This is a genomic window from Pseudoduganella sp. R-34 (assembly GCF_049904655.1).
In the GTDB taxonomy this organism is placed as follows: Bacteria; Pseudomonadota; Gammaproteobacteria; order Burkholderiales; family Burkholderiaceae_D; genus Rugamonas.
This window is the reverse complement of sequence record NZ_CP184572.1, coordinates 5,347,947-5,366,667: the sequence shown is the minus strand read 5'-3', so window position 1 is coordinate 5,366,667 and position 18,721 is coordinate 5,347,947. Positions and strand designations below refer to the sequence as shown.

The window sequence follows — 18,721 nt, the reverse complement described above, 5'->3', positions numbered from 1 at the left end:
AGAGTTTCGAACACACTTCAAGGAGGATGCCAGAAATGCGAATATCCCGCCTGTTCGTTTCGCTGCTCGCCGCCGGATTGATGGGAGGCGCCGCCGCGCAATCGCTGTCACCTGAAGAAGAACGCATCGTCGGCCTGGTCAAGGCCAATTCGGGCAAGGCGCTGGCGCTGCTGGAAAAGACGGTCAACATCAACAGCGGCACCATGAATCACAAAGGCGTGCGCGAAGTCGGCAAGGTCTTCCAGGCTGAACTGGACAAGCTGGGATTCAAGACGCAGTGGGTCGACATGCCGCAAGCGATGCAGCGCGCCGGCCACCTGGTCGCCACGCGCGAAGGCAAGCAAGGCAAGCGAGTGCTGATGATCGGCCACCTTGACACGGTGTTTGAAGCGAATACACCGATGCAGAAATGGGAGCGCCAGGGCGACCGGGCCACTGGCCAGGGTGTCAACGACATGAAAGGCGGAGATGTCATCATCATCGAAGCGCTGCGCGCGCTGCATGCGGCGGGCGCGCTGGACAATACCACCATCAGCGTGATGTTCACCGGCGACGAAGAAAACGCGGGAGACCCGAAAGAAATCTCGCGGCGCGACATGGTCAACCTGGCCAAGCGCAGCGACGTCGCGCTGGCGTTTGAGGCGACGGTGCTCGACGAAAACGGCAAGGCCACCGGCACCATCGGCCGCCGCTCTTCGACGTCCTGGCGGCTGGAAGTGAAGGGAAAGCAAGGCCACTCTTCCGGCATCTTCAACGCCAATGCCGGGTATGGCGCCGTGTACGAAACGGCACGCATCCTGGACGCCTTCCGCCAGCAATTGAAGGAACCGAACCTGACTTACAACCCCGGCCTGATCCTGGGTGGAACCGAAGTCACTTATGACGGCGCCGCAGCCAAAGGCACGGCTTTCGGCAAATCGAATGTCATCGCCAATAGCGCGATCGTGAAAGGCGACCTGCGCTTCCTGACGGCGGAACAGGGCGAGCAGGCACGCTCCCGCATGCGCGCAATCGTCGCGCAGAGTTTGCCCGGCACCAGCGCCGAGATCCGCTTCGAAGACGGCTACCCACCCATGGCGCCAACCGAAGGCAACCTGAAAGTGCTGGAGATGTATTCCAAAGCCAGCGCCGATGCCGGCCAGGGGCCGATCGCCGCGCTGCCACCCGGCCTGCGTGGCGCAGGCGACGTGCAATTCGTCGCACCCTACGTCGACAGCCTGGATGGGCTCGGCGCCACCGGCAAAGGCGCCCACGCGCCGGGAGAAGACCTGGAAGTGCGCTCGATCGAGCAGGGAGCGATTCGGACGGCGATACTGCTGTACCGCCTCACAAGATAAAAGTCGGGGTCAGGTCTGGCAATCCGCCACATTTTTCGCATAGCGAAAAATGTGGCGGATTGCCAGACCTGACCCCGACTTTCTTTATTCTAGGTTCTGGACCTGTTCGCGCATCTGCTCGATCAGCAGCTTGAGCTCCATCGAGGCGTCGGCCAGTTCCTTGACCGAGGCTTTGGCGCCGAGGGTATTCGCTTCGCGGTTCAGCTCCTGCATCATGAAATCCAGGCGCTTGCCGACCTGGCCGCCTTTTTTCAGGATGTGGCGGGTTTCGCCCAGGTGGGCCGACAGGCGGCCCAGCTCTTCGGCCACGTCGATGCGGATGCCGTACAGGATCACTTCCTGGCGGATGCGCTCCATCGCGTCCTGGCGCGACATGGCGGTGTTTGATCCCTGGCAGGCCAAACCGAGCGCCTCTTGCATGCGCTCCACGGCTTTTTGTTGGAATTGTGCAACTACCTGAGGAATTAGTGGGGTAATTCGTTTAACGATGGCTTCCATCGCTTCGATGCGCGAAACCAGCATCGCTTCCAGCGCCGCGCCTTCGCGCTGGCGGCTCTGGACAAAGGCTTCCAGGGTCCGGGTCATCAGGGCGGAAACATCGGCCTGAAGCGACTCCTGGCCGATTTGTGCTTCTTCGACAACCCCTGGCCAGCGAAGTAGTTCAGCAACACTCATCTGTGTCGCGCCGCTGAAATGCTGGCTGACTTCGCCTTGCAGGCGCGCCAGTTCGTTGAGCAGGGCTACATTCAGGGCCTGGGTGCCTGCTGCTACTGCCTTGCGGCCGAAGCTCAGTCGCAGCTCCACTTTGCCGCGGGTGATGGCGCCCATGATGGCAGATCGCAAATCGGGTTCGAGCGCGCGGAGATCGTCGTTGATTCGGAATTGAAGGTCAAGGAAGCGGGAATTGACGCTCTTGATCTCAATTGTCAGCGTGCCCGCCGCGCTTTCGCTGGTGGCCACTGCGTAGCCAGTCATGCTGGAAATGCTCAAAGGATATCCCCGATTTTGTCTTTGTCTTTACAATATATTGCTTTGTCCCACACAATCCGGTTTAGTTGAAGCGAGGAAACTTATGGCAGCTCAGAACAACGCTCCATTACCGGATGGTCTGGAAATTGCTGGATACCGCATTGTAAAGAAAATTGCGTCAGGCGGGTTCAGTATTGTGTACCTGGCCTACGACGCCGAAGGTAATGCAGTAGCAATTAAAGAATATTTACCAAGCAGCCTTGCATTGCGTCAAGAGGGCGAGATGGTGCCTGTGGTTACAAAAGCAAACTTGCCGGTCTTCAGGATCGGGCTGAAGTGCTTTTTTGAAGAGGGTCGTGCACTTGCAAAGATTTCGCATCCAAATGTTGTAAGGGTGTTGAATTTCTTCCGTGCCAACGAAACTGTCTATATGGTAATGGCCTACGAGTCGGGCCATTCCCTGCAGGACCACATCCAGCGCCAGCGCAGCAAGGGCCGCAATTGCAGCGAGGCGTTCGTGCGCCAGATCTTCACGCAGGTGCTGAAAGGCTTGCGGGAGGTGCACACCAACAAGCTGCTGCACCTGGACCTGAAACCGGCCAATATCTACCTGCGCACGGACGGCACGCCCATGCTGCTGGACTTTGGCGCGGCGCGCCAGACCGTCAATACCGACAGCCCGAAGCTGATGCCGATGTACACTCCCGGCTTCGCGCCGCCCGAGCTGTATTCGAAGACTGAGGCGCTGGGCCCGTGGACCGACGTCTATTCGATCGGCGCTTCGATGTTTGCCTGCATGCTCGGCCAACCCCCGCAGCCGGCAGACCAGCGCCGCAAGGAGGACAAGATGGAGCCGCATTTCCAGAAGCTGGAAATCCTCTATTCGCCGGAGCTGGTGAAGCTGGTACGATGGACTTTGGACATCGATCCGCTGGCCCGTCCGCAAAGCCTGTTCGAACTGCAAAAACTGCTGGCGCAGGCGCCCGCACCGAAAGAACCGCCGCCTCCGCCGGGGGCATTGGAAAAGCTGGGCAAGCTGGCAGGCAAGCTCGGATTCGGCCGCCACGCGGCCCCGCGCACACCGAAATAAGGAGCCCATGCCATGCAATTCGCCGTTTACCAGGAAACGCATATCGGGGGGCGCAAGGTCAATCAGGACCGGATGGGCTACAGCTTCACGCGCGACGCGCTGTTGCTGGTGCTGGCCGACGGCATGGGAGGCCATGCCCGCGGTGAAATCGCCGCCTCCATCGCCACCCGCACCATTTCCCAGATGTTCCAGCAGCAGGCCACGCCTTACGTGAAAGGGGCGGAGCGCTTCCTCGAAGAGGCGCTGGCGGCTGCGCACAACGACATCCACACCTACACGATGACCCACAACATGCCGGAGTCCCCGCGCACGACCATTGTGGCTTGCCTGGTGCAGCACAATACCGCCGTGTGGGCGCATTGCGGCGATTCGCGCCTGTACTGGGTGCGCAATGGCCAGGTGCACGGCCGCACGCGCGACCACTCGCATGTCGAGAACATGATCGAGAAGGGCCTGATCCCGGCGTCGGCACGCAATACCCACCCGGACCGCAACAAGCTGTATGCCTGCCTTGGCGCGGGCAGCGCGCCACGCATCGAGATCTCGGGCCGCGCCAACCTGTTGCCGGGCGATACGCTGATGCTGTGCTCCGATGGCCTGTGGTCGATGTGCACCGATGAAGAACTGGTGCAGATGCTGACCACCCAGACCGTGGTGCGGGCGGTGCCTGACATGCTGGCCACCGCGCTGCGCCGTGCCGGCGATACTAGCGACAATGTGACGGCGCTGGCGATCATGTGGCAGGGAGCGCTGGTGGCCGATGGCACGCCGACCACCCACGGCGGTTCGACCGTGATTTCGACCGAGCAGTTGCCGGACGATGTGGTCAGCACCACCATCCACGGCGCCAAGACCGAAGTCGACGTGTTCGACGATGACGAAATTGAAAAGGCGATCGCGGAAATCCGCGGCGCCATCGAGAAATCTACCCAGTTACTGAAATAGGAATTCCATGACCACTGTGAACCGCCCGAGCGGCCGCGCTGTCGATGCGCTGCGCAATATCCGCATCACCCGCGACTACACCAAGCACGCCGAAGGTTCGGTACTGATCGAGTGCGGCGACACCAAGGTGATTTGCACGGCCAGCATCGAAGAGCGCGTGCCCGGTTTCCTGAAGGGCAAGGGCCAGGGCTGGATGACGGCGGAATACGGCATGCTGCCGCGCTCCACCCATTCACGCATGGACCGCGAGGCGGCAAAAGGCAAGCAAAGCGGCCGCACCCAGGAGATCCAGCGCCTGATCGGCCGTTCGCTGCGCGCTGCCTTTGACCTGGAAGCGTTTGGCGAGCGCACCTTGCAACTGGACTGCGACGTGATCCAGGCCGACGGCGGCACCCGCACCGCTTCGATCACCGGCGCGATGGTGGCGGCCTATGACGCCTTCTCCAAACTGAAGGCACGGGGCATGATCGAAACCATCCCGGTCAAGCATTTCGTCGCAGCGATTTCGGTTGGCGTGTACCAGGGCGTTCCTGTGCTGGACCTGGACTACCTGGAAGATTCGGACTGCGACACCGACATGAACGTGATCATGACCGATGCCGGCGCCTTCGTCGAAGTGCAGGGCACGGCAGAAGGCGCGGCCTTCGACCGTGCGGCGATGAACCGCCTGCTGGACCTGGCAGAAGGCGGCATCCGCGACCTGGTCAAGCTGCAGAAGCAGGCACTCGGCCTGTAATGCAGACCCGCCATGCGGCCGCCGCGTAACAGGGGCAGACCCTTGGGCCAGACCCAGGTTTACCGGTTTTGGCCCATACGCTCCCGCAAGAATTCCACAAACGCCGCAGTCTTCAGCGGAAGAAACTCCCGCGCCGGATAAACCGCATAGGTAGCAGGCCCCGGCGGCAGCACCACATCTTCCAGGATGCGCACCAACTGCCCGCTGGCCAGTTCGTCAGCGACGATGGCCAAAGGCACTTTGATAATGCCCGCGCCGCCAGCCGCAGCCGTGACCAGCGCGCCGCCGTCATTCATCTGCAGCGGCCCGTCGACGCGGAAGATGCCCGCCTCGCCGAAATTCCATTCGTCATACACACGGGCGCCCACCGCGTACAGCAGGCAGGCATGCTGCTGCAGTTCCTGCGGCGTACGCGGCGTACCACACCTGGCCAGATAGGACGGGGCGGCGCACACCACGTTGGCGCTCTCGGCCAGCTTGCGCGCCACCAGCGTCGAATCGACCAGCGCCGAGGTACGGATCGCCACGTCGACCTGCTGCGCAATCAGGTCCACCATCGCATCGTCAAGTTGCAGCGCCACCTTCACCTGTGGGTACAGCGCGGTAAATTCGGCCAGCAAGGGCACCAGCACGCGGCGTCCGGCCAGGGAGCAGGACACGCGCAGCAGGCCCCGCACCTGCTGCTGGTAGCTGTCGGCGAGGTGAGCGATCTTGTCCAGCGAGCGCTCGATCTGGCGGGCTTCCTCCAGCACCAGCTGGCCCACTTCCGTCAGCGCGAGCTGGCGCGTTGAGCGCTGGATCAGGCGCGCGCCAAGGTCTTTTTCGAGTTGCGCGAGCTGGCGCGAGACGACGGACTTGCCGCAGCCCAGCTTGAGCGCGGCGGCACTGATGCTGCCGGCCTGGATGATGTTGGTGAAAATGGCAAGGCGTTGCGGGTTCATTGTTCCTCCATGATCAACAATGTAATGCCTGATCGTTGACTTATCAAGCAAGCCTCGGCTCCGTACACTGGCAGCATTCAACACTCTTTTGGAAGCAACATGACCAGTAACCGTCATTTCCTGCTGGCCCGCCGCCCAAACGGCGCCGTCCAGCGTTCCGATTTCGACTTCGTCACCGTGCCGCTGCGGGCGCTGGAAGAGGGAGAAGTCCTGATCCACGTGTCGCACATTTCGCTCGACCCGGCCATGCGCGGCTGGATGAACGCCTCCACCGAGTCGTATATGCCGCCAGTGGCCCTGGGTGAGGTCATGCGGGCCATCGCTGTCGGCCGCGTGGTCGAATCGCGCAATCCCGGTTTTGCGGCGGGCGAGCATGTGAGCGGCCTGCTGGGCGTGCAGGAATACGCTATTCACAACGGTGTTGGCCTGAGCAAGGTCAATCCAGCGCTGGCGCCGCTGCCGCTGTTCCTCGGCGCGCTGGGCATGCCGGGGCTGACCGCCTATTTTGGCTTGCTGGATGTGGGCCAGCCGAAGGAAGGCGATACCGTGGTGGTTTCCGGTGCTGCCGGTGCAGTGGGTGCCCTGGTAGGCCAGATCGCCAGAATCAAAGGTGCGCGCGTGATCGGCATTGCCGGCGGCGCGGACAAGGTGCGCTACCTGGTCGAAGAACTGGGCTTTGACGCTGCTATCGATTACAAGTCGGAAGACGTGGCAGCCGCGCTGCGCCAGCATGCGCCGAAGGGCATCGACGTCTTCTTCGACAACGTCGGCGGCGCCATCCTGGACGCCGCACTGGCTAACCTGGCGCACGGCGCCCGCGTGGTGATCTGCGGCGCGATCTCGCAGTACAACAGTACCGAAGCGGTGTCCGGCCCGTCGAACTACCTGCAGTTGCTGGTCAAGCGCGCCACCATGCGCGGCGTGATGGTGGCCGACTACTATCCCCGTGCCATGGAAGCCATCACCACCATGGGCGGCTGGATCCAGGCCGGCACGCTGAAGACCCGCGAGCACGTGGTGCAGGGCCTGGACACCTTCCCCGAGACTTTTGCCAAGCTGTTCACGGGCGCCAACCAGGGCAAGCTGGTGCTGCAAGTGGTTTAAAATGTCGGCTCCCTTAAAAGAGCCGACATTCATGACACAGCGCATCGTTCTCGCATCGAACAACAAGGGCAAGCTCAAGGAATTCAACGAGCTGCTCTCGACCATCGGGCTTTCCGTTCATCCGCAAGGCGAATTCGACGTCCCGGAGGCGGAAGAGCCTTTCCACACTTTTGTCGAAAATGCACTGGCCAAGGCACGCCACGCGTCTCGCCTGACCGGCTTGCCGGCCCTGGCCGACGATTCGGGCGTGTGCGTCAATGCGCTGGGCGGTGCGCCTGGCGTATATTCGGCGCGCTATGCCGGCGAGCCGAAATCCGATGCGCGCAACAGCGAAAAACTGATCGCCGACCTGGCTGCACATGCCGACAAATCAGCCTACTATTACTGTGTGCTGGTGTTCGTGCGCCATGCCGACGACCCGCAGCCCGTGATCGCCGATGGCCGTTGGGAGGGCGTGATTTCGGCCGAAGCGCGCGGCGAAGGCGGCTTTGGCTACGATCCTTACTTCCTGATCCCGTCGCTGGGCAAGCACGTCGCCGAGTTGGCCCCGGAAGAGAAGAACCGCCTGTCCCACCGCGGCCAGGCCCTGCGTGCGTTGGTAGAGAAGCTGAAGAAATGATTCCGATTAAGCCGGTCGGCAATGCCGTACCAAGCCGCACCATCGACAGCGCCGCCGGCGTCGCTGCAACCTATTTGCGCCCGGGCGCCCTGAACCTGCAAGCCTTGCCGCCATTGTCGCTCTACATCCACTGGCCGTGGTGCGTGCGCAAGTGCCCTTATTGCGACTTCAATTCGCACGAGGCGAAGGGCGAGGTACCCGAGAAGGAATACCTGGATGCGCTGCGGCGCGACCTGGAAATGTCGCTGCCCCTGATCTGGGGGCGCAAGATTTACACCATCTTCATCGGCGGCGGCACGCCGAGCCTGATGTCCGCAGCCGGCATGGACCGCCTGATGTCGGACCTGCGCAGCCTGTTGCCGCTGGATGGCGCCTGCGAGATCACGATGGAGGCCAATCCCGGCACCTTCGAGGCGGAGAAATTCCGCTCCTACCGCGACAGCGGCGTCAATCGGCTGTCGATCGGCATCCAGAGCTTCAACAGCGAACACCTGAAGGCGCTGGGCCGCATCCACGATGACGGCGAAGCAAAGCGCGCAGTGGAAATCGCACTGGCGAACTTCGACAACTTCAACCTGGACCTGATGTACGCGCTGCCGAACCAGACGCTGGAGCAGGCACGGCAGGATATCGAGACCGCAATCGGCTTCAAGCCGCCGCACCTCTCGCTGTACCACCTGACGATGGAACCGAACACGCTGTTCGCCAAATATCCTCCGCAACTGCCGGACGACGACCTGAGCGCCGACATGCAGGACATGATCGCCGAGCTGACCACCGCGAACGGCTATGGCCACTACGAAGTGTCGGCCTACGCCCAGCCGGGCCACCAGGCACGCCACAACCTGAATTACTGGCAGTTCGGCGACTACCTCGGCATCGGCGCCGGCGCCCACTCCAAGCTGTCCTTCCCGCATCGTGTGCTGCGCCAGGCGCGCTACAAGCAGCCCAAGTCGTATATGGATGCCGTAGCCGCCGGCAATCCGGTGCAGGAAGAACGCGAGCTGTCGCGCGACGAAATGGGCTTCGAGTTCATGCTGAACGCCCTGCGCCTGCAAGGCGGCTTCGAGCCGAACCTGTTCGCCGAACGCACCGGCGTGGCGTTGAACACCATCGAGAAGCAATTGAATGCGGCCGAAGCCAAAGGCCTGCTGTACCGCGACCACATGCTGATCAAGCCGACCGAATTGGGCCAGCGCTTCCTCAACGACCTGCAGCAGATGTTCCTTTGAGATGGATGCCTGGAATGCCTTCCACCGGCTGTTTCATGCCTTGTCGAATTACCAGGGGCATGCCGTTTTTGCGGAGGTACTGGAACCGTGGTTAAGCGAGCATAACGACGCGCGGGAGTGGCTGCTATTGCTTGGGCAGCGCGAGGGCAATCCCGTTCCACCAATCGAGGTTGAGGAATCGTGGACCTTGTATGCGCTCGCCAGGGGGCTTGATCTCTTGCTGCGGGAGGAGGTTCCGATTTCCCTCGAAGAGTATGCTGCATTCGCTGAAGCACTCGGCATGACTGTGCTCAAGCCGCAGCAATTTTCGCCCTTCTACCATGAGGTGGTACGGGTCGAGCGGGCCGCCTCGCCATTCAGTCCCGTCGCCATCGTGGAATTCGAATGGCCGTGTGTCATGCTCGGGAACATGATGGTTTCCAGGGCTGGTGTCCGCGTCTCTGCCGGAGCCCAGTTGCTTGTCGCGGGAATCGCGGATGCGTCGACACTGTACTGGACGTACTTGCGGAGCAATCGGCCCCACCAGGACTTATCACATGGTTGGGGGCGCAACTCGCAATGGCGGACGGAATTTCGCCGTGATTTTGTCGTAGGCGATACTTTCTATTTCAATGTCGATGGCAAGAAAGACCTGGCGAGCGATGATGATGATGATGATGACGAGTCCGGCCTGACCCATGGTGAGCGGGTTGAACTCGTGACGCATCGCTGCTTTGTCAGGTGCGGAAAGCCACACGACGACCTTTGGCCTTATGATGACCGCCTGGTGCAAAGGGCAAGCCCGGCATTAGGCGAAGTCGGTATTACGCGCAAGAACAGTCTGTTTTCGCGACTATTTAGCAGGGCTGGCTGAACGGGGCGCCGCTCAGAATTCTTCCCATTCGTCATTGCTCGCGACGGGGGCACGCCGTTCGGTTTTCGTGCGGCGCTCGCTGCTGCGATCCGCGGGCGCCGCGTCGTCAGTCGTCGCACGCGCCGCGGCACGCGGCTTGGTGCGGGCATCCGGCGCCACCAATCGTTTTGCAGGCGCAGCTTCTACCGCGACAACGCTGCTGTCGCCTGCGACACGGCGGGGCTGGGCGCTCCAGCGCGCCACTGCTTCCGTTCCGAGGCGGAAGGAGGCGGCGACTTGCGCGAGCTGGGCGGCCTGTTCCTGCATGCTGGCGGCAGCGGCGGCGGCTTCTTCCACCAGGGCGGCGTTCTGCTGCGTCACCTGGTCCATCTGGCCGATGGCCTGGTTCACTTCATCGATGCCGACGCTTTGCTCGCGGCTGGCCGAGGTGATCTCGCCCATGATGTCGGTCACACGGCGCACGCTGGTCACCACTTCGCCCATGGTGGTACCGGCCTGCTGCACCAGCGAGGTGCCGGCATTCACTTGCACCACGGAGTTGTCGATCAGCTCCTTGATTTCTTTGGCTGCAGCGGCTGAGCGTTGTGCCAGGTTGCGGACTTCGGACGCGACGACCGCGAAGCCGCGGCCTTGCTCCCCGGCGCGTGCCGCTTCCACGGCGGCATTCAGCGCCAGGATATTGGTCTGGAAGGCGATGCCGTCGATAGTGCCGATGATGTCGACAATCTTGCGCGAGGAGGCGTCGATGGAGCCCATGGTTTCCACCACCTGGCCGACGATCTCGCCGCCGCGTGCTGCGACGTCGGAAGCGGCCTGCGCCAGCTGGTTGGCCTGGTTGGCGTTGTCGGCATTCTGGCGCACGGTGGAGGTCAATTCCTCCATCGAGGACGCCGTTTCTTCCAGCGAGCTGGCTTGCTGTTCGGTGCGCGAGGAGAGGTCAAGGTTGCCTTCGGCGATTTCGCTGGAGGCGGTGGCGATGGCAGTGGTGCCGGTCTGCACCTGGCTCACCACGCGGCGCAGCGCGTCGTTCATGCCGCGCAGGGCTTTCATCAGGTCGCCGATTTCATCGCGTGCAGTCTGCTCTTCGAAGTGCGTGGTCAAGTCACCTTCGGCCACGGTGTTGGCGATGCCGAGGGCGGAGTTCAGCGGCACGGTGATGCTGCGCGAGATGACCCAGGCGGCCCAGGCGCCAAAGGCCAGCAGCAAGATGCCGAGGGTTAGCATCAGGCGAGTGCTGCGGGCGTTGGCTTCGTTGATCCTGGCGGCCGTGGCGTCGATGGACTTGCGTTGCTGCGCCAGCAGTTCATTGACCTTTTCCTGGTAGGCCTTGGCGGCAGGCTCGAAGACTTCGCGGTACAGGCGTTCTCCCTCTGCCGCATCGCCGGCCTTCTTGGCGTTCATCACCTGGTTCTTCGCGTCCTGGTATTTGTTGCGGATGGCGACCGCGTCCTGGTAGATCTTGCGTTCCTCGTCCGTCTCCAGCAGGCCTTCGACGGACTTCAGCAGCTCGGCGCCGCGCTTGGCGCTGTCGGCAATCACGGTAGCGAAGGTGGTCGACAGTTCAGCATCGCTGCTGCGCGCGATCAGTTGCGTGCGCGCGATGGCCGAATAGATCAGCACATACCAGTCCGATACGATGCGCTCCTTGGCCAGCGGGCGCTCCATCATGGCACGCGTGGCGTTGGCGGTATCGTTGGAGTGGTACAGGGCATAGCTGGTGCCGATGGCCGACAGCAGCAGGACGATGCCGAAGCCCGCCGCGAGGCGGGGCCCGATGCGGAGCTGGGACAGGAATTGCATACAAACCTCCAGTAGGTTAGGGCACTAGTATGCACCTAATAGTTGCGTGGTAGATATCCCGTTGCAAGGCTGCAACAGGAAGCAGAGGATTAGAACTGCTGGGCTAAACGCAGGTCGGGCTTCTCAGCCCACTGCGCCAGCGCGTCGGCCATGCGCTGGCTTTCGCCGATGGCGTAGGTCCAGTCGCGGATACGGGCGGCATGGTCCTGGCCGTAGTGCTTGAAGTCCGTGCGGTCGGGCAGTTTGCGGTTGGGCAGGCGCGCCACGAAGGATGGCGACGGCGAGACCAGGATCACATTCTCAAGCGCGCTATCGCGGGCGCGGCGCCAAGGCATCGATTTATCGAGCCAGCCCGGCACGATGTGGTCGGTGAAGTGCGGGTACAGCACCAGGCCCTGGTCGCGCTGGTAGGGCAGGTGCAGGTGGTAGTCGATCAGGCCGCCGTCCCAATAGTCGCCCGGCGGTGCGCCTTGAATGTCGCTGACCGCCTGCAGAACCAGCGGGATCGAGCCGGAGGCCAGCAGGGCGGAACGCAGGTTCTGTTCCGACAGGCCGACGTAATGCGAGGCGAAAGCGTCGAAGCTGGCGCGCAGCCAGGTTGCATCGTCGCGGGTATCGTGGAAGACCACCCGTTCCATCGCGCCGGCCAGGCGGCTGCGTGAGAGCGCATTGCCGGCAGCAGCACGCAGGAAGCCTGCCATTTCGCGCCAGCGGACCCCGCGCGTGCGGGCCAGCGGGCCGATGCCGCGTACCGTGATCACCGACAGCAGGTAGTCGGGATTGGTGAGCATTTCCCCGCCGCGGCCATCAAGCACGCTATCGAGCAGGCTGCGGATGACGCGGCTGACATAGGCGGCATCTACCTTGTCCGGGTAGGTCTGGTGGGTGTAGTGGTGGGCCAGTCGCTTGTGCGCGGCCACCGGGTCGTGGAAGGCGCCGGCTGCCATGCGCCAGGCGCCGATCGAGGCGCCGATCAGGCGGCGCTGGCGCGGCGCCTGTTTCAGCCATTCGCCGAACATCCACTGGTCGATGCCGTTCAGGATCAGGCCTTTTGGGCCGCCCGCGGCGGCGGGGATGATGGCGATGTCGGCGGCCTGCAAGCCTTCGCGCTCGATGCGCTGGCGGGCGCGCTGGCCAAGACGGATACTGATCGGTGAATCCACTACTTCAAGCCTCCTCCAAGCGCCCGGTACAAGTCGATGGCGCTGCTTGTGCGCAGCAGGCGTGCCTGGACCAGGGCCTGCTCCGCGGTGAACAATTCGCGTTGGGCGTCCAGCACGTCGAGCGAGCTGGCGACCCCGTTTTCAAAGCGTAATTGTAATAGACGCAGGCGTTCGGCCTGGGCGTCCTGCACCGCGCGCTGGGCAGCGACCTGCTCGCCGAGGTAGGTGCGGGCGGCCAGGGCGTCGGCGACTTCGCGGAAGGCTTGCTGGATGGTCTTCTCGTAATCGGCGACGGCGATATTCTTGCGGGCGTGGCTGACGTCGAGGTTGGCCAGGTTGCGGCCGGTGTCGAAGATCGGCAGCACCAGCTGCGGGGCGAAGCTCCACGTATTGCTGCCGCTGTCGAACAGGCCGCTGAAATCGCGGCTGGCGCTGCCGATCGAAGTGGTCAGCGAGATGCGTGGAAAGAAGGCGGCGCGGGCGGCGCCAATGTTGGCGTTGGCGGCCTTCAGGCGCTGCTCGGCGGCGCGGATGTCGGGGCGGTTGGCGAGCAGGTCGGAAGGCAAGCCCGCTGTGAGGCTAGACATGGCGTCGGCCTCTGCGTCGCTCATCGCCTCCAGCGTGGCCGGCATCGGCGCCGCGCTGCCTTGTGCACTGCCTTGCCCACTGCCGCCTGGCAGTGTCCGACCGACCAGCAGTGCCAGCGCGTTGGCCGCTTGCGCGCGCTGGCGGGCCAGGGCCAGGGCCGAGGCGCGCGCGGTTTCCATCTGCTGCTCGTTGGAGCGCAGGTCGAGACGCGACGAAGCGCCGCCTTCCACACGCTGCTTCGTCAGGTCGAAGGTGCGCTTGCGGGCGTCGTAGGTGCTTTCGGCCAGCGCTTGCTGTTGGGCGAAGGCGCGCTCGGTGTAGTAGGCTTTGGCCACTTCGGCGACCAGGCTGATTTGGGCGGCCTGTTTGGCTTCTTCGGTGGCCAGGTAGGCGGCGAGAGCGGAATCGCTCAGGCTTTTGACGCGCCCGAAGAAGTCCAGTTCGAAGGCGGAGATGCCGAGACCGGCGTCATAGCGTTCGCCGATCTGGGGCTGGCCGCTGGCGTTGGCGAAGCCGGGCGTACGGCCACGCGATTCGCTGAGCGTGGCGTTCAGCGTCGGAAGGCGGTCGGCGCGCTGGATGCGGTAAGCGCCGCGCGCTTCTTCGATGCGCTGGGCGGCGATGCGCAGGTCGCGGTTGTTCTCCAGGGCTGCCGCGATCAATTGCTGAAGGCGGCCATCAGGGAAGAAGCTGCGCCAGCCGGTTTCGACGGCGGATTGCGTTGCGCCGGTGGATGCTTCGCTGCCGGCAGCGCCCGCGGCAGGCGGCACGGCGGGGAAAGCGTCAGCGACCGGTGCCGCTGGACGCTGGTAGGTTGGGGCCATCGAGCAGCCGGACACGGCACCAGCCAGTAGCAGGGCAGCGGCAAGCGCGCGGAAGGCCGGTTGGGCGGAAGGGATGGGCTTCATCATTGCTTCGACTCCGGAAGATCCAGTTCATGCGCGGCAAGGCGGCGCTGGCGTTCGCTGCCCTTGAAGATGCGGCGCACGACCACAAAGAACACAGGCACCAGGAACACCGCCAGCACGGTGGCAGTGATCATGCCGCCCATCACGCCGGTACCGATGGCGCGCTGCGAAGCCGAACCGGCGCCGGAGGCAATCACCAGCGGCAGCACGCCGAGGATGAAGGCCAGGGAGGTCATGATGATCGGGCGGAAGCGCAGGTGCACTGCCTCCAGTGTCGCCTCGATCAGGCCCTTGCCCTGCGCCTGCAGGTCCTTGGCAAACTCGATGATCAGGATCGCGTTCTTGGCGGACAGGCCGATGATCGCAATCAGGCCCACCTTGAAGTACACGTCGTTCGGCAGGCTGCGGATATGCGCGCCGAGCAGGGCGCCGAGCACGCCCAGCGGCACCACCAGCAGCACGGCGACCGGGATCGATTCCGATTCGTACAGCGCAGCCAGCACCAGGAAGGCGGCCAGCATCGACAGCGCAAACAGCGCCGGCGCCTGCGAGCCGGACAGGCGTTCCTCGGCTGACTGGCCGGTCCATTCGATGCCGAAGCCCGGCGGCAGTTGCTCGGCCAGGCGCAACAGCTCCTCCATGGCTTCGCCGGTGGAGTGTCCCGGTGCGGCGCCGGCGCTGAGGCGGTAGGCAGGATAGCCGTTGTAGCGTACCAGCTGGATCGGGCCGGTCACCCAGCGGGTGCTGGAGAACGAGGCAAATGGCACCATCGTGCCGGTGCTGCTGCGCACGTTGAGGCGCAGGATGTCCTCCGGCTGCATGCGCCGTTGCTGGTCGGCCTGCACGATCACGCGCTGCTGGCGCCCGCTGCTGGCAAAGTCGTTCACATACGACGAGCCGAACGCGGTGCCCAGCGTGGCGGTGATATCGGCGAACGACACGCCCAGCGCGTTGGCCTTCTCGCGATCGATGTCGACCTGCAGTTGCGGCGCATCTTCCAGTCCTTCCGGGCGCATGCCGGTCAGGATCTTGCTCTTGCCCGCCAGCTCCAGCAGCTGGTTGCGCGCCGCCAGCAAGGCTTCGTGGCCAAGCCCGCCGCGGTCTTGCAGGCGGGCCGTGATGCCGGTGGCGTTCCCCAGCTCACGGATCGGCGGCGGACTCAGTGCGAACACCTGCGCATCCTGGATATGCGCCAGGCCGCCGAAGGAGCGGCCGGCAATCGCTTCCGCCGACTGGTCGGGACCGCGTTCTTTCCAGTCTTTCAGCGGCACGAACACCAGGCCGGCGTTCTGCCCGTTGCCGGAGAAGCTGAAGCCCGCCACTGCAATGGTGCGCGCCACGCCCGGCTGGGCGCGGAAGTAGGCATCCACTTCGGCCAGCACGGCCTCGGCGCGGTTGCGCGAGGCGCCCGGCGGCAACTGGACGTTGGCGATGATATAGCCCTGGTCCTCGTTCGGCAGGAAGGAGGAGGGCAGGCGCACGTACAGCCAGGCCACGATGCCCAGCAGCGCCACGAAGACCAGGAGGAAGCGCCCGGTGCGCGTCAGGATCTTCGCCACCCAGCCCTGGTAACGGGTCGCGGTGACGGCAAAGCCGCGGTTGAACCAGCCGAAGATGCCGGTCTTGGCATGATGGTGGCCCGCCTCGACCGGCTTCAGCATGGTCGCGCACAGGGCCGGCGTCAGCGACAGCGCCATCAGCGCGGAGAACACCATGGCCGACACCATCGACAGCGAGAACTGGCGGTAGATCGCCCCCACGGCGCCGCCGAAGAAGGCCATCGGGATGAACACGGCGATCAGCACCAGCGTGATGCCGATGATCGCGCCGGTAATTTGCGACATGGCCTTGCGCGTCGCCTCGCGCGGCGACAGGCCTTCCTCGCTCATGATGCGCTCGACGTTTTCCACCACCACGATCGCATCGTCCACCAGGATGCCGATGGCCAGCACCATGCCGAACATGGTCAGCACGTTGATCGAGAAGCCGAACACCTGCATGGCGGCGAAAGTGCCCATCAGCGCCACCGGCACCACGATGGTCGGGATCAGGGTGTAGCGGAAGTTCTGCAGGAACACGTACATCACCAGGAACACCAGGGCGACCGCTTCCAGCAGGGTCTTGACCACTTCCTCGATTGAGATCTTGACGAACAGCGAGGTGTCGTAAGGCACGGTGTACTTCAGGCCCGGTGGGAAGTACTTCTGCAGCTCGTCCATCTTCTCGCGCACGATGGTGGCGGTGGCCAGTGCATTGCCGGTCAGCGACTGCTGCACGGCGATGGCAACGAAAGGCTGGCCGTTCAGGCGCGCGCTGATGCTGTAGCTGGAGCCGCCCAGCTCCATGCGGGCCACGTCGCGCAGGCGCACCAGGGAGCCGTCGCGGTTGGCGCGCAGCACGATCTTGCCGAATTCCTCGATGGACGTCAGCTGGCCCGTTACCACCACCGGCGCGAACCAGGCCTGGGCACGGGTGTTGGGCAGATCGCCCACCGTGCCGCCGGCCACGTTGGCATTCTGCTGGCGGATCGCGGTGGTGACGTCGCTCATATTGAGCTTGTAGCCGGTCAGCTTGTCGGGATCGACCCAGATGCGCATCGAGCGCTCGGTACCGAACAACTGGGCCTGGCCCACGCCCGGCAGTCGCTTGATCTCGTTGAGCACGTTGCGCGCCAGGTAGTCGCCGATCGCAGTCGGGTCCATGCTGCCGTCGGTCGAGTAGGCGCCGACGAACATCAGGATGTTGGAGCGCGCCTTGTTGACCTGCACGCCTTGCTGGATCACCGCTTGCGGCAGGCGCGATTCCACCCGCTTGATGCGGTTCTGTACGTCCACCGCTGCCAGGTCCGGATTGGTGCCCGGCTGGAACGTGACGGTAATGCTGACCGAACCGCTCGAATCGCTTTGCGACTCGACGTATTGCAGGCCGTCGGCGCCATTCATCTCCTGTTCGATGACGGAGGTGACGGAGTCGTCCAGTACCTGTGCGGTTGCGCCAGGATAGGTGGCGCTGACGACGATCGATGGCGGTGCGATGGTGGGATATTGCGCCACCGGCAACGTGGTGATGGCCAGCGCTCCACCCAGCAGGATGAAGAGGGCGATCACCCACGCAAATACGGGGCGGTCGATGAAGAACTTTGCCATGTGGCGGCCCCTTTACCTGGCCGCCGGGGCGGATGCGGCAGGCGCGGCGCCCGCCGGTGCAGGGCCGGATGCCGGGCCTTTCCACGGCACCGGATTGACGGTGCCGCCTGGCTTGGTCTTCTGGAAGCCTTCCACGATGATGCGCTCGCCGCCTTTCAGGCCCGAGCTGACCACCCATTTGCCGCCGGCTGCGGCATCGGCCTTGACCGGCACCGAACTGACCTTGTTGTCGGCGCCGACCACCAGCACCGAGGCGCCTTCCGCGCCGCGCACCACGGCCTGCTGCGGCACCGTGATGGCCGATTCGTTGACGCCTTGTTCAAGGCGGGCGCGCACGTACATGCCCGGCAGCAGGTTGCGTTCGGGGTTCGGGAATTCGGCGCGCATCGATACCGAGCCGCTCGATTCGTCGACTGCGACATCGGAGAACAGCAGCTTGCCGGGACGCGCATATTCCTGACCGTCCTCGGTCAGCAGGGTAACGCGCGCCTGGTCCTTGCCGGCGCTTTTCAGCGTGCCTGCGGCCAGCGCCTGCTTCAGGCGCAGCAGCTCGGCGGAAGACTGGGTAATGGTGACGTAGATCGGGTCCAGCTGCTGCACGGTCGCCATTGGCGTCGCTTCATTCTGTCCGACCAGCGCGCCTTCGGTGACCAGGGCGCGGCCCACGCGGCCGGAGATGGGCGCGGTAACGGTGGCATAGCCCAGGGTCAGCCCGGCGTTCTTGCGCGCGGCGCGGGCCGACTGCAGTTCTGCGCCGGCCTGCTTTTGCGCGGTAACCGCGTCGTCGTATTCCTGCTGGCTGACCGCCTGCGCCGCCAGCAGCGGCTTGTAGCGCTTGGCTTTCAGGTCGGCTTGCGCCAGGTTGGCCTCGGCGCGCGCAATGGCGGCATCGGCGCTTTCCACATTGGCCTGGAATTGCGCGGGATCGATGCGGAACAGGACTTCCCCCGCCTTGACGTCGCCGCCCTCCTTGAACACCCGCTGCAGCACGATGCCTGGGGTGCGCGCCCGCACCTGGGCAATGCGCGAAGCTTCGACGCGGCCCGGCAGCTCGTTGGTGATGGTGACTTCGCCGCTGGCGGCGGTGATGATGGAAACGGTGGGAGGGGGCGGGGCCGCCTTGCTGGCGTCTTTTTTATCGCCGCATGCCGTGAGCGGCAGCGACAGGGCAATTGCCAGCGGCAGGGTGCGCAATACAGGTTTCATTGGCGTCTCGTTCTGTGAAGGGGGACTGCGCCGAAAATTGTATAACACTGTCAATTGTAACGTTTTGTATAGGCCCAAATAACA

The 18,721-nt window shown here is 63.9% G+C and carries 15 protein-coding genes; 8 read left to right on the top strand and 7 right to left on the bottom strand.

The genetic code is table 11. The features are described from left to right. Positions 1 to 35 precede the first annotated feature (35 nt). Positions 36 to 1,337: a M20/M25/M40 family metallo-hydrolase gene (locus ACN9MW_RS24605; protein ID WP_426163691.1), complete on the top strand. Its 1,302-nt coding sequence runs from the start codon at positions 36 to 38 to the stop codon at positions 1,335 to 1,337. 84 nt (positions 1,338 to 1,421) lie between these two features. Here ACN9MW_RS24605 and ACN9MW_RS24600 read toward each other — a convergent pair whose 3' ends face one another. After that, positions 1,422 to 2,312 (bottom strand): YicC/YloC family endoribonuclease, encoded by an 891-nt coding sequence (locus ACN9MW_RS24600; protein ID WP_426163688.1) that lies wholly within the window; start codon positions 2,310 to 2,312, stop codon positions 1,422 to 1,424. A gap of 97 nt (positions 2,313 to 2,409) precedes the next feature. Between ACN9MW_RS24600 and ACN9MW_RS24595 the strand changes: the two genes are divergently transcribed. From ACN9MW_RS24595 to rph, 3 genes are read left to right on the top strand one after another with little or no spacing between them, the layout of a single operon-like run. Continuing rightward, positions 2,410 to 3,396, top strand: coding sequence for a serine/threonine protein kinase (locus tag ACN9MW_RS24595; RefSeq protein ID WP_426172292.1), 987 nt, complete (start codon positions 2,410 to 2,412; stop codon positions 3,394 to 3,396). A gap of 12 nt (positions 3,397 to 3,408) precedes the next feature. After that, a complete protein-coding gene (locus ACN9MW_RS24590; protein WP_426163685.1) occupies positions 3,409 to 4,341 on the top strand; it encodes a PP2C family protein-serine/threonine phosphatase in 933 nt (310 codons plus the stop codon). A gap of 7 nt (positions 4,342 to 4,348) precedes the next feature. Next, on the top strand, positions 4,349 to 5,077 hold the full coding sequence (gene rph, locus ACN9MW_RS24585) for a ribonuclease PH (RefSeq protein ID WP_426163683.1): 729 nt from the start codon (positions 4,349 to 4,351) through the stop codon (positions 5,075 to 5,077). A 59-nt stretch (positions 5,078 to 5,136) separates the two neighbouring features. Here the strand turns inward: rph and ACN9MW_RS24580 are convergent, their stop codons facing one another. After that, positions 5,137 to 6,018, bottom strand: a complete 882-nt coding sequence (locus ACN9MW_RS24580) for a LysR family transcriptional regulator (protein ID WP_426163681.1) — start codon at positions 6,016 to 6,018, stop codon at positions 5,137 to 5,139. Positions 6,019 to 6,117: 99 nt separating this feature from the next. On the opposite strand from ACN9MW_RS24580, the gene ACN9MW_RS24575 reads away from it, so the two are divergent. The 4 genes from ACN9MW_RS24575 to ACN9MW_RS24560 are packed head-to-tail and all read left to right on the top strand — an operon-like array spanning position 6,118 to position 9,826. After that, the gene (locus tag ACN9MW_RS24575; protein ID WP_426163679.1) at positions 6,118 to 7,122 is read left to right on the top strand and encodes an NADP-dependent oxidoreductase; all 1,005 of its coding nucleotides are present in this window, start codon (positions 6,118 to 6,120) and stop codon (positions 7,120 to 7,122) included. 31 nt (positions 7,123 to 7,153) lie between these two features. Next, a complete protein-coding gene (rdgB, locus tag ACN9MW_RS24570; protein ID WP_426163677.1) occupies positions 7,154 to 7,741 on the top strand; it encodes an RdgB/HAM1 family non-canonical purine NTP pyrophosphatase in 588 nt (195 codons plus the stop codon). Continuing rightward, positions 7,738 to 8,973, top strand: a complete 1,236-nt coding sequence (gene hemW / locus ACN9MW_RS24565) for a radical SAM family heme chaperone HemW (RefSeq protein WP_426163675.1) — start codon at positions 7,738 to 7,740, stop codon at positions 8,971 to 8,973. Before rdgB ends, hemW begins: the two co-directional genes overlap by 4 nt. Position 8,974: 1 nt before the next feature. Beyond that, positions 8,975 to 9,826 (top strand): hypothetical protein, encoded by an 852-nt coding sequence (locus ACN9MW_RS24560; protein ID WP_426163673.1) that lies wholly within the window; start codon positions 8,975 to 8,977, stop codon positions 9,824 to 9,826. A gap of 12 nt (positions 9,827 to 9,838) precedes the next feature. On the opposite strand, the gene ACN9MW_RS24555 is transcribed toward ACN9MW_RS24560, so the two are convergent. The 5 genes from ACN9MW_RS24555 to ACN9MW_RS24535 form a co-directional block, all read right to left on the bottom strand. Next, positions 9,839 to 11,626 carry a methyl-accepting chemotaxis protein gene (locus ACN9MW_RS24555; protein ID WP_426163671.1) on the bottom strand — a complete coding sequence of 596 codons (1,788 nt, stop codon included), beginning with the start codon at positions 11,624 to 11,626 and terminating at the stop codon, positions 9,839 to 9,841. An 89-nt stretch (positions 11,627 to 11,715) separates the two neighbouring features. Then, the gene (locus tag ACN9MW_RS24550) at positions 11,716 to 12,789 is read right to left on the bottom strand and encodes a patatin-like phospholipase family protein (RefSeq protein WP_426163669.1); all 1,074 of its coding nucleotides are present in this window, start codon (positions 12,787 to 12,789) and stop codon (positions 11,716 to 11,718) included. Then, positions 12,789 to 14,288, bottom strand: a complete 1,500-nt coding sequence (locus ACN9MW_RS24545; protein ID WP_426163667.1) for an efflux transporter outer membrane subunit — start codon at positions 14,286 to 14,288, stop codon at positions 12,789 to 12,791. The genes ACN9MW_RS24550 and ACN9MW_RS24545 overlap by 1 nt, the downstream gene beginning before the upstream one ends. Continuing rightward, complete coding sequence (locus ACN9MW_RS24540) at positions 14,285 to 17,431, bottom strand: efflux RND transporter permease subunit (RefSeq protein ID WP_426163665.1); 3,147 nt, start codon at positions 17,429 to 17,431, stop codon at positions 14,285 to 14,287. Before ACN9MW_RS24540 ends, ACN9MW_RS24545 begins: the two co-directional genes overlap by 4 nt. A 12-nt stretch (positions 17,432 to 17,443) precedes the next feature. Then, positions 17,444 to 18,637: an efflux RND transporter periplasmic adaptor subunit gene (locus ACN9MW_RS24535; protein ID WP_426163663.1), complete on the bottom strand. Its 1,194-nt coding sequence runs from the start codon at positions 18,635 to 18,637 to the stop codon at positions 17,444 to 17,446. Positions 18,638 to 18,721 lie beyond the last annotated feature (84 nt).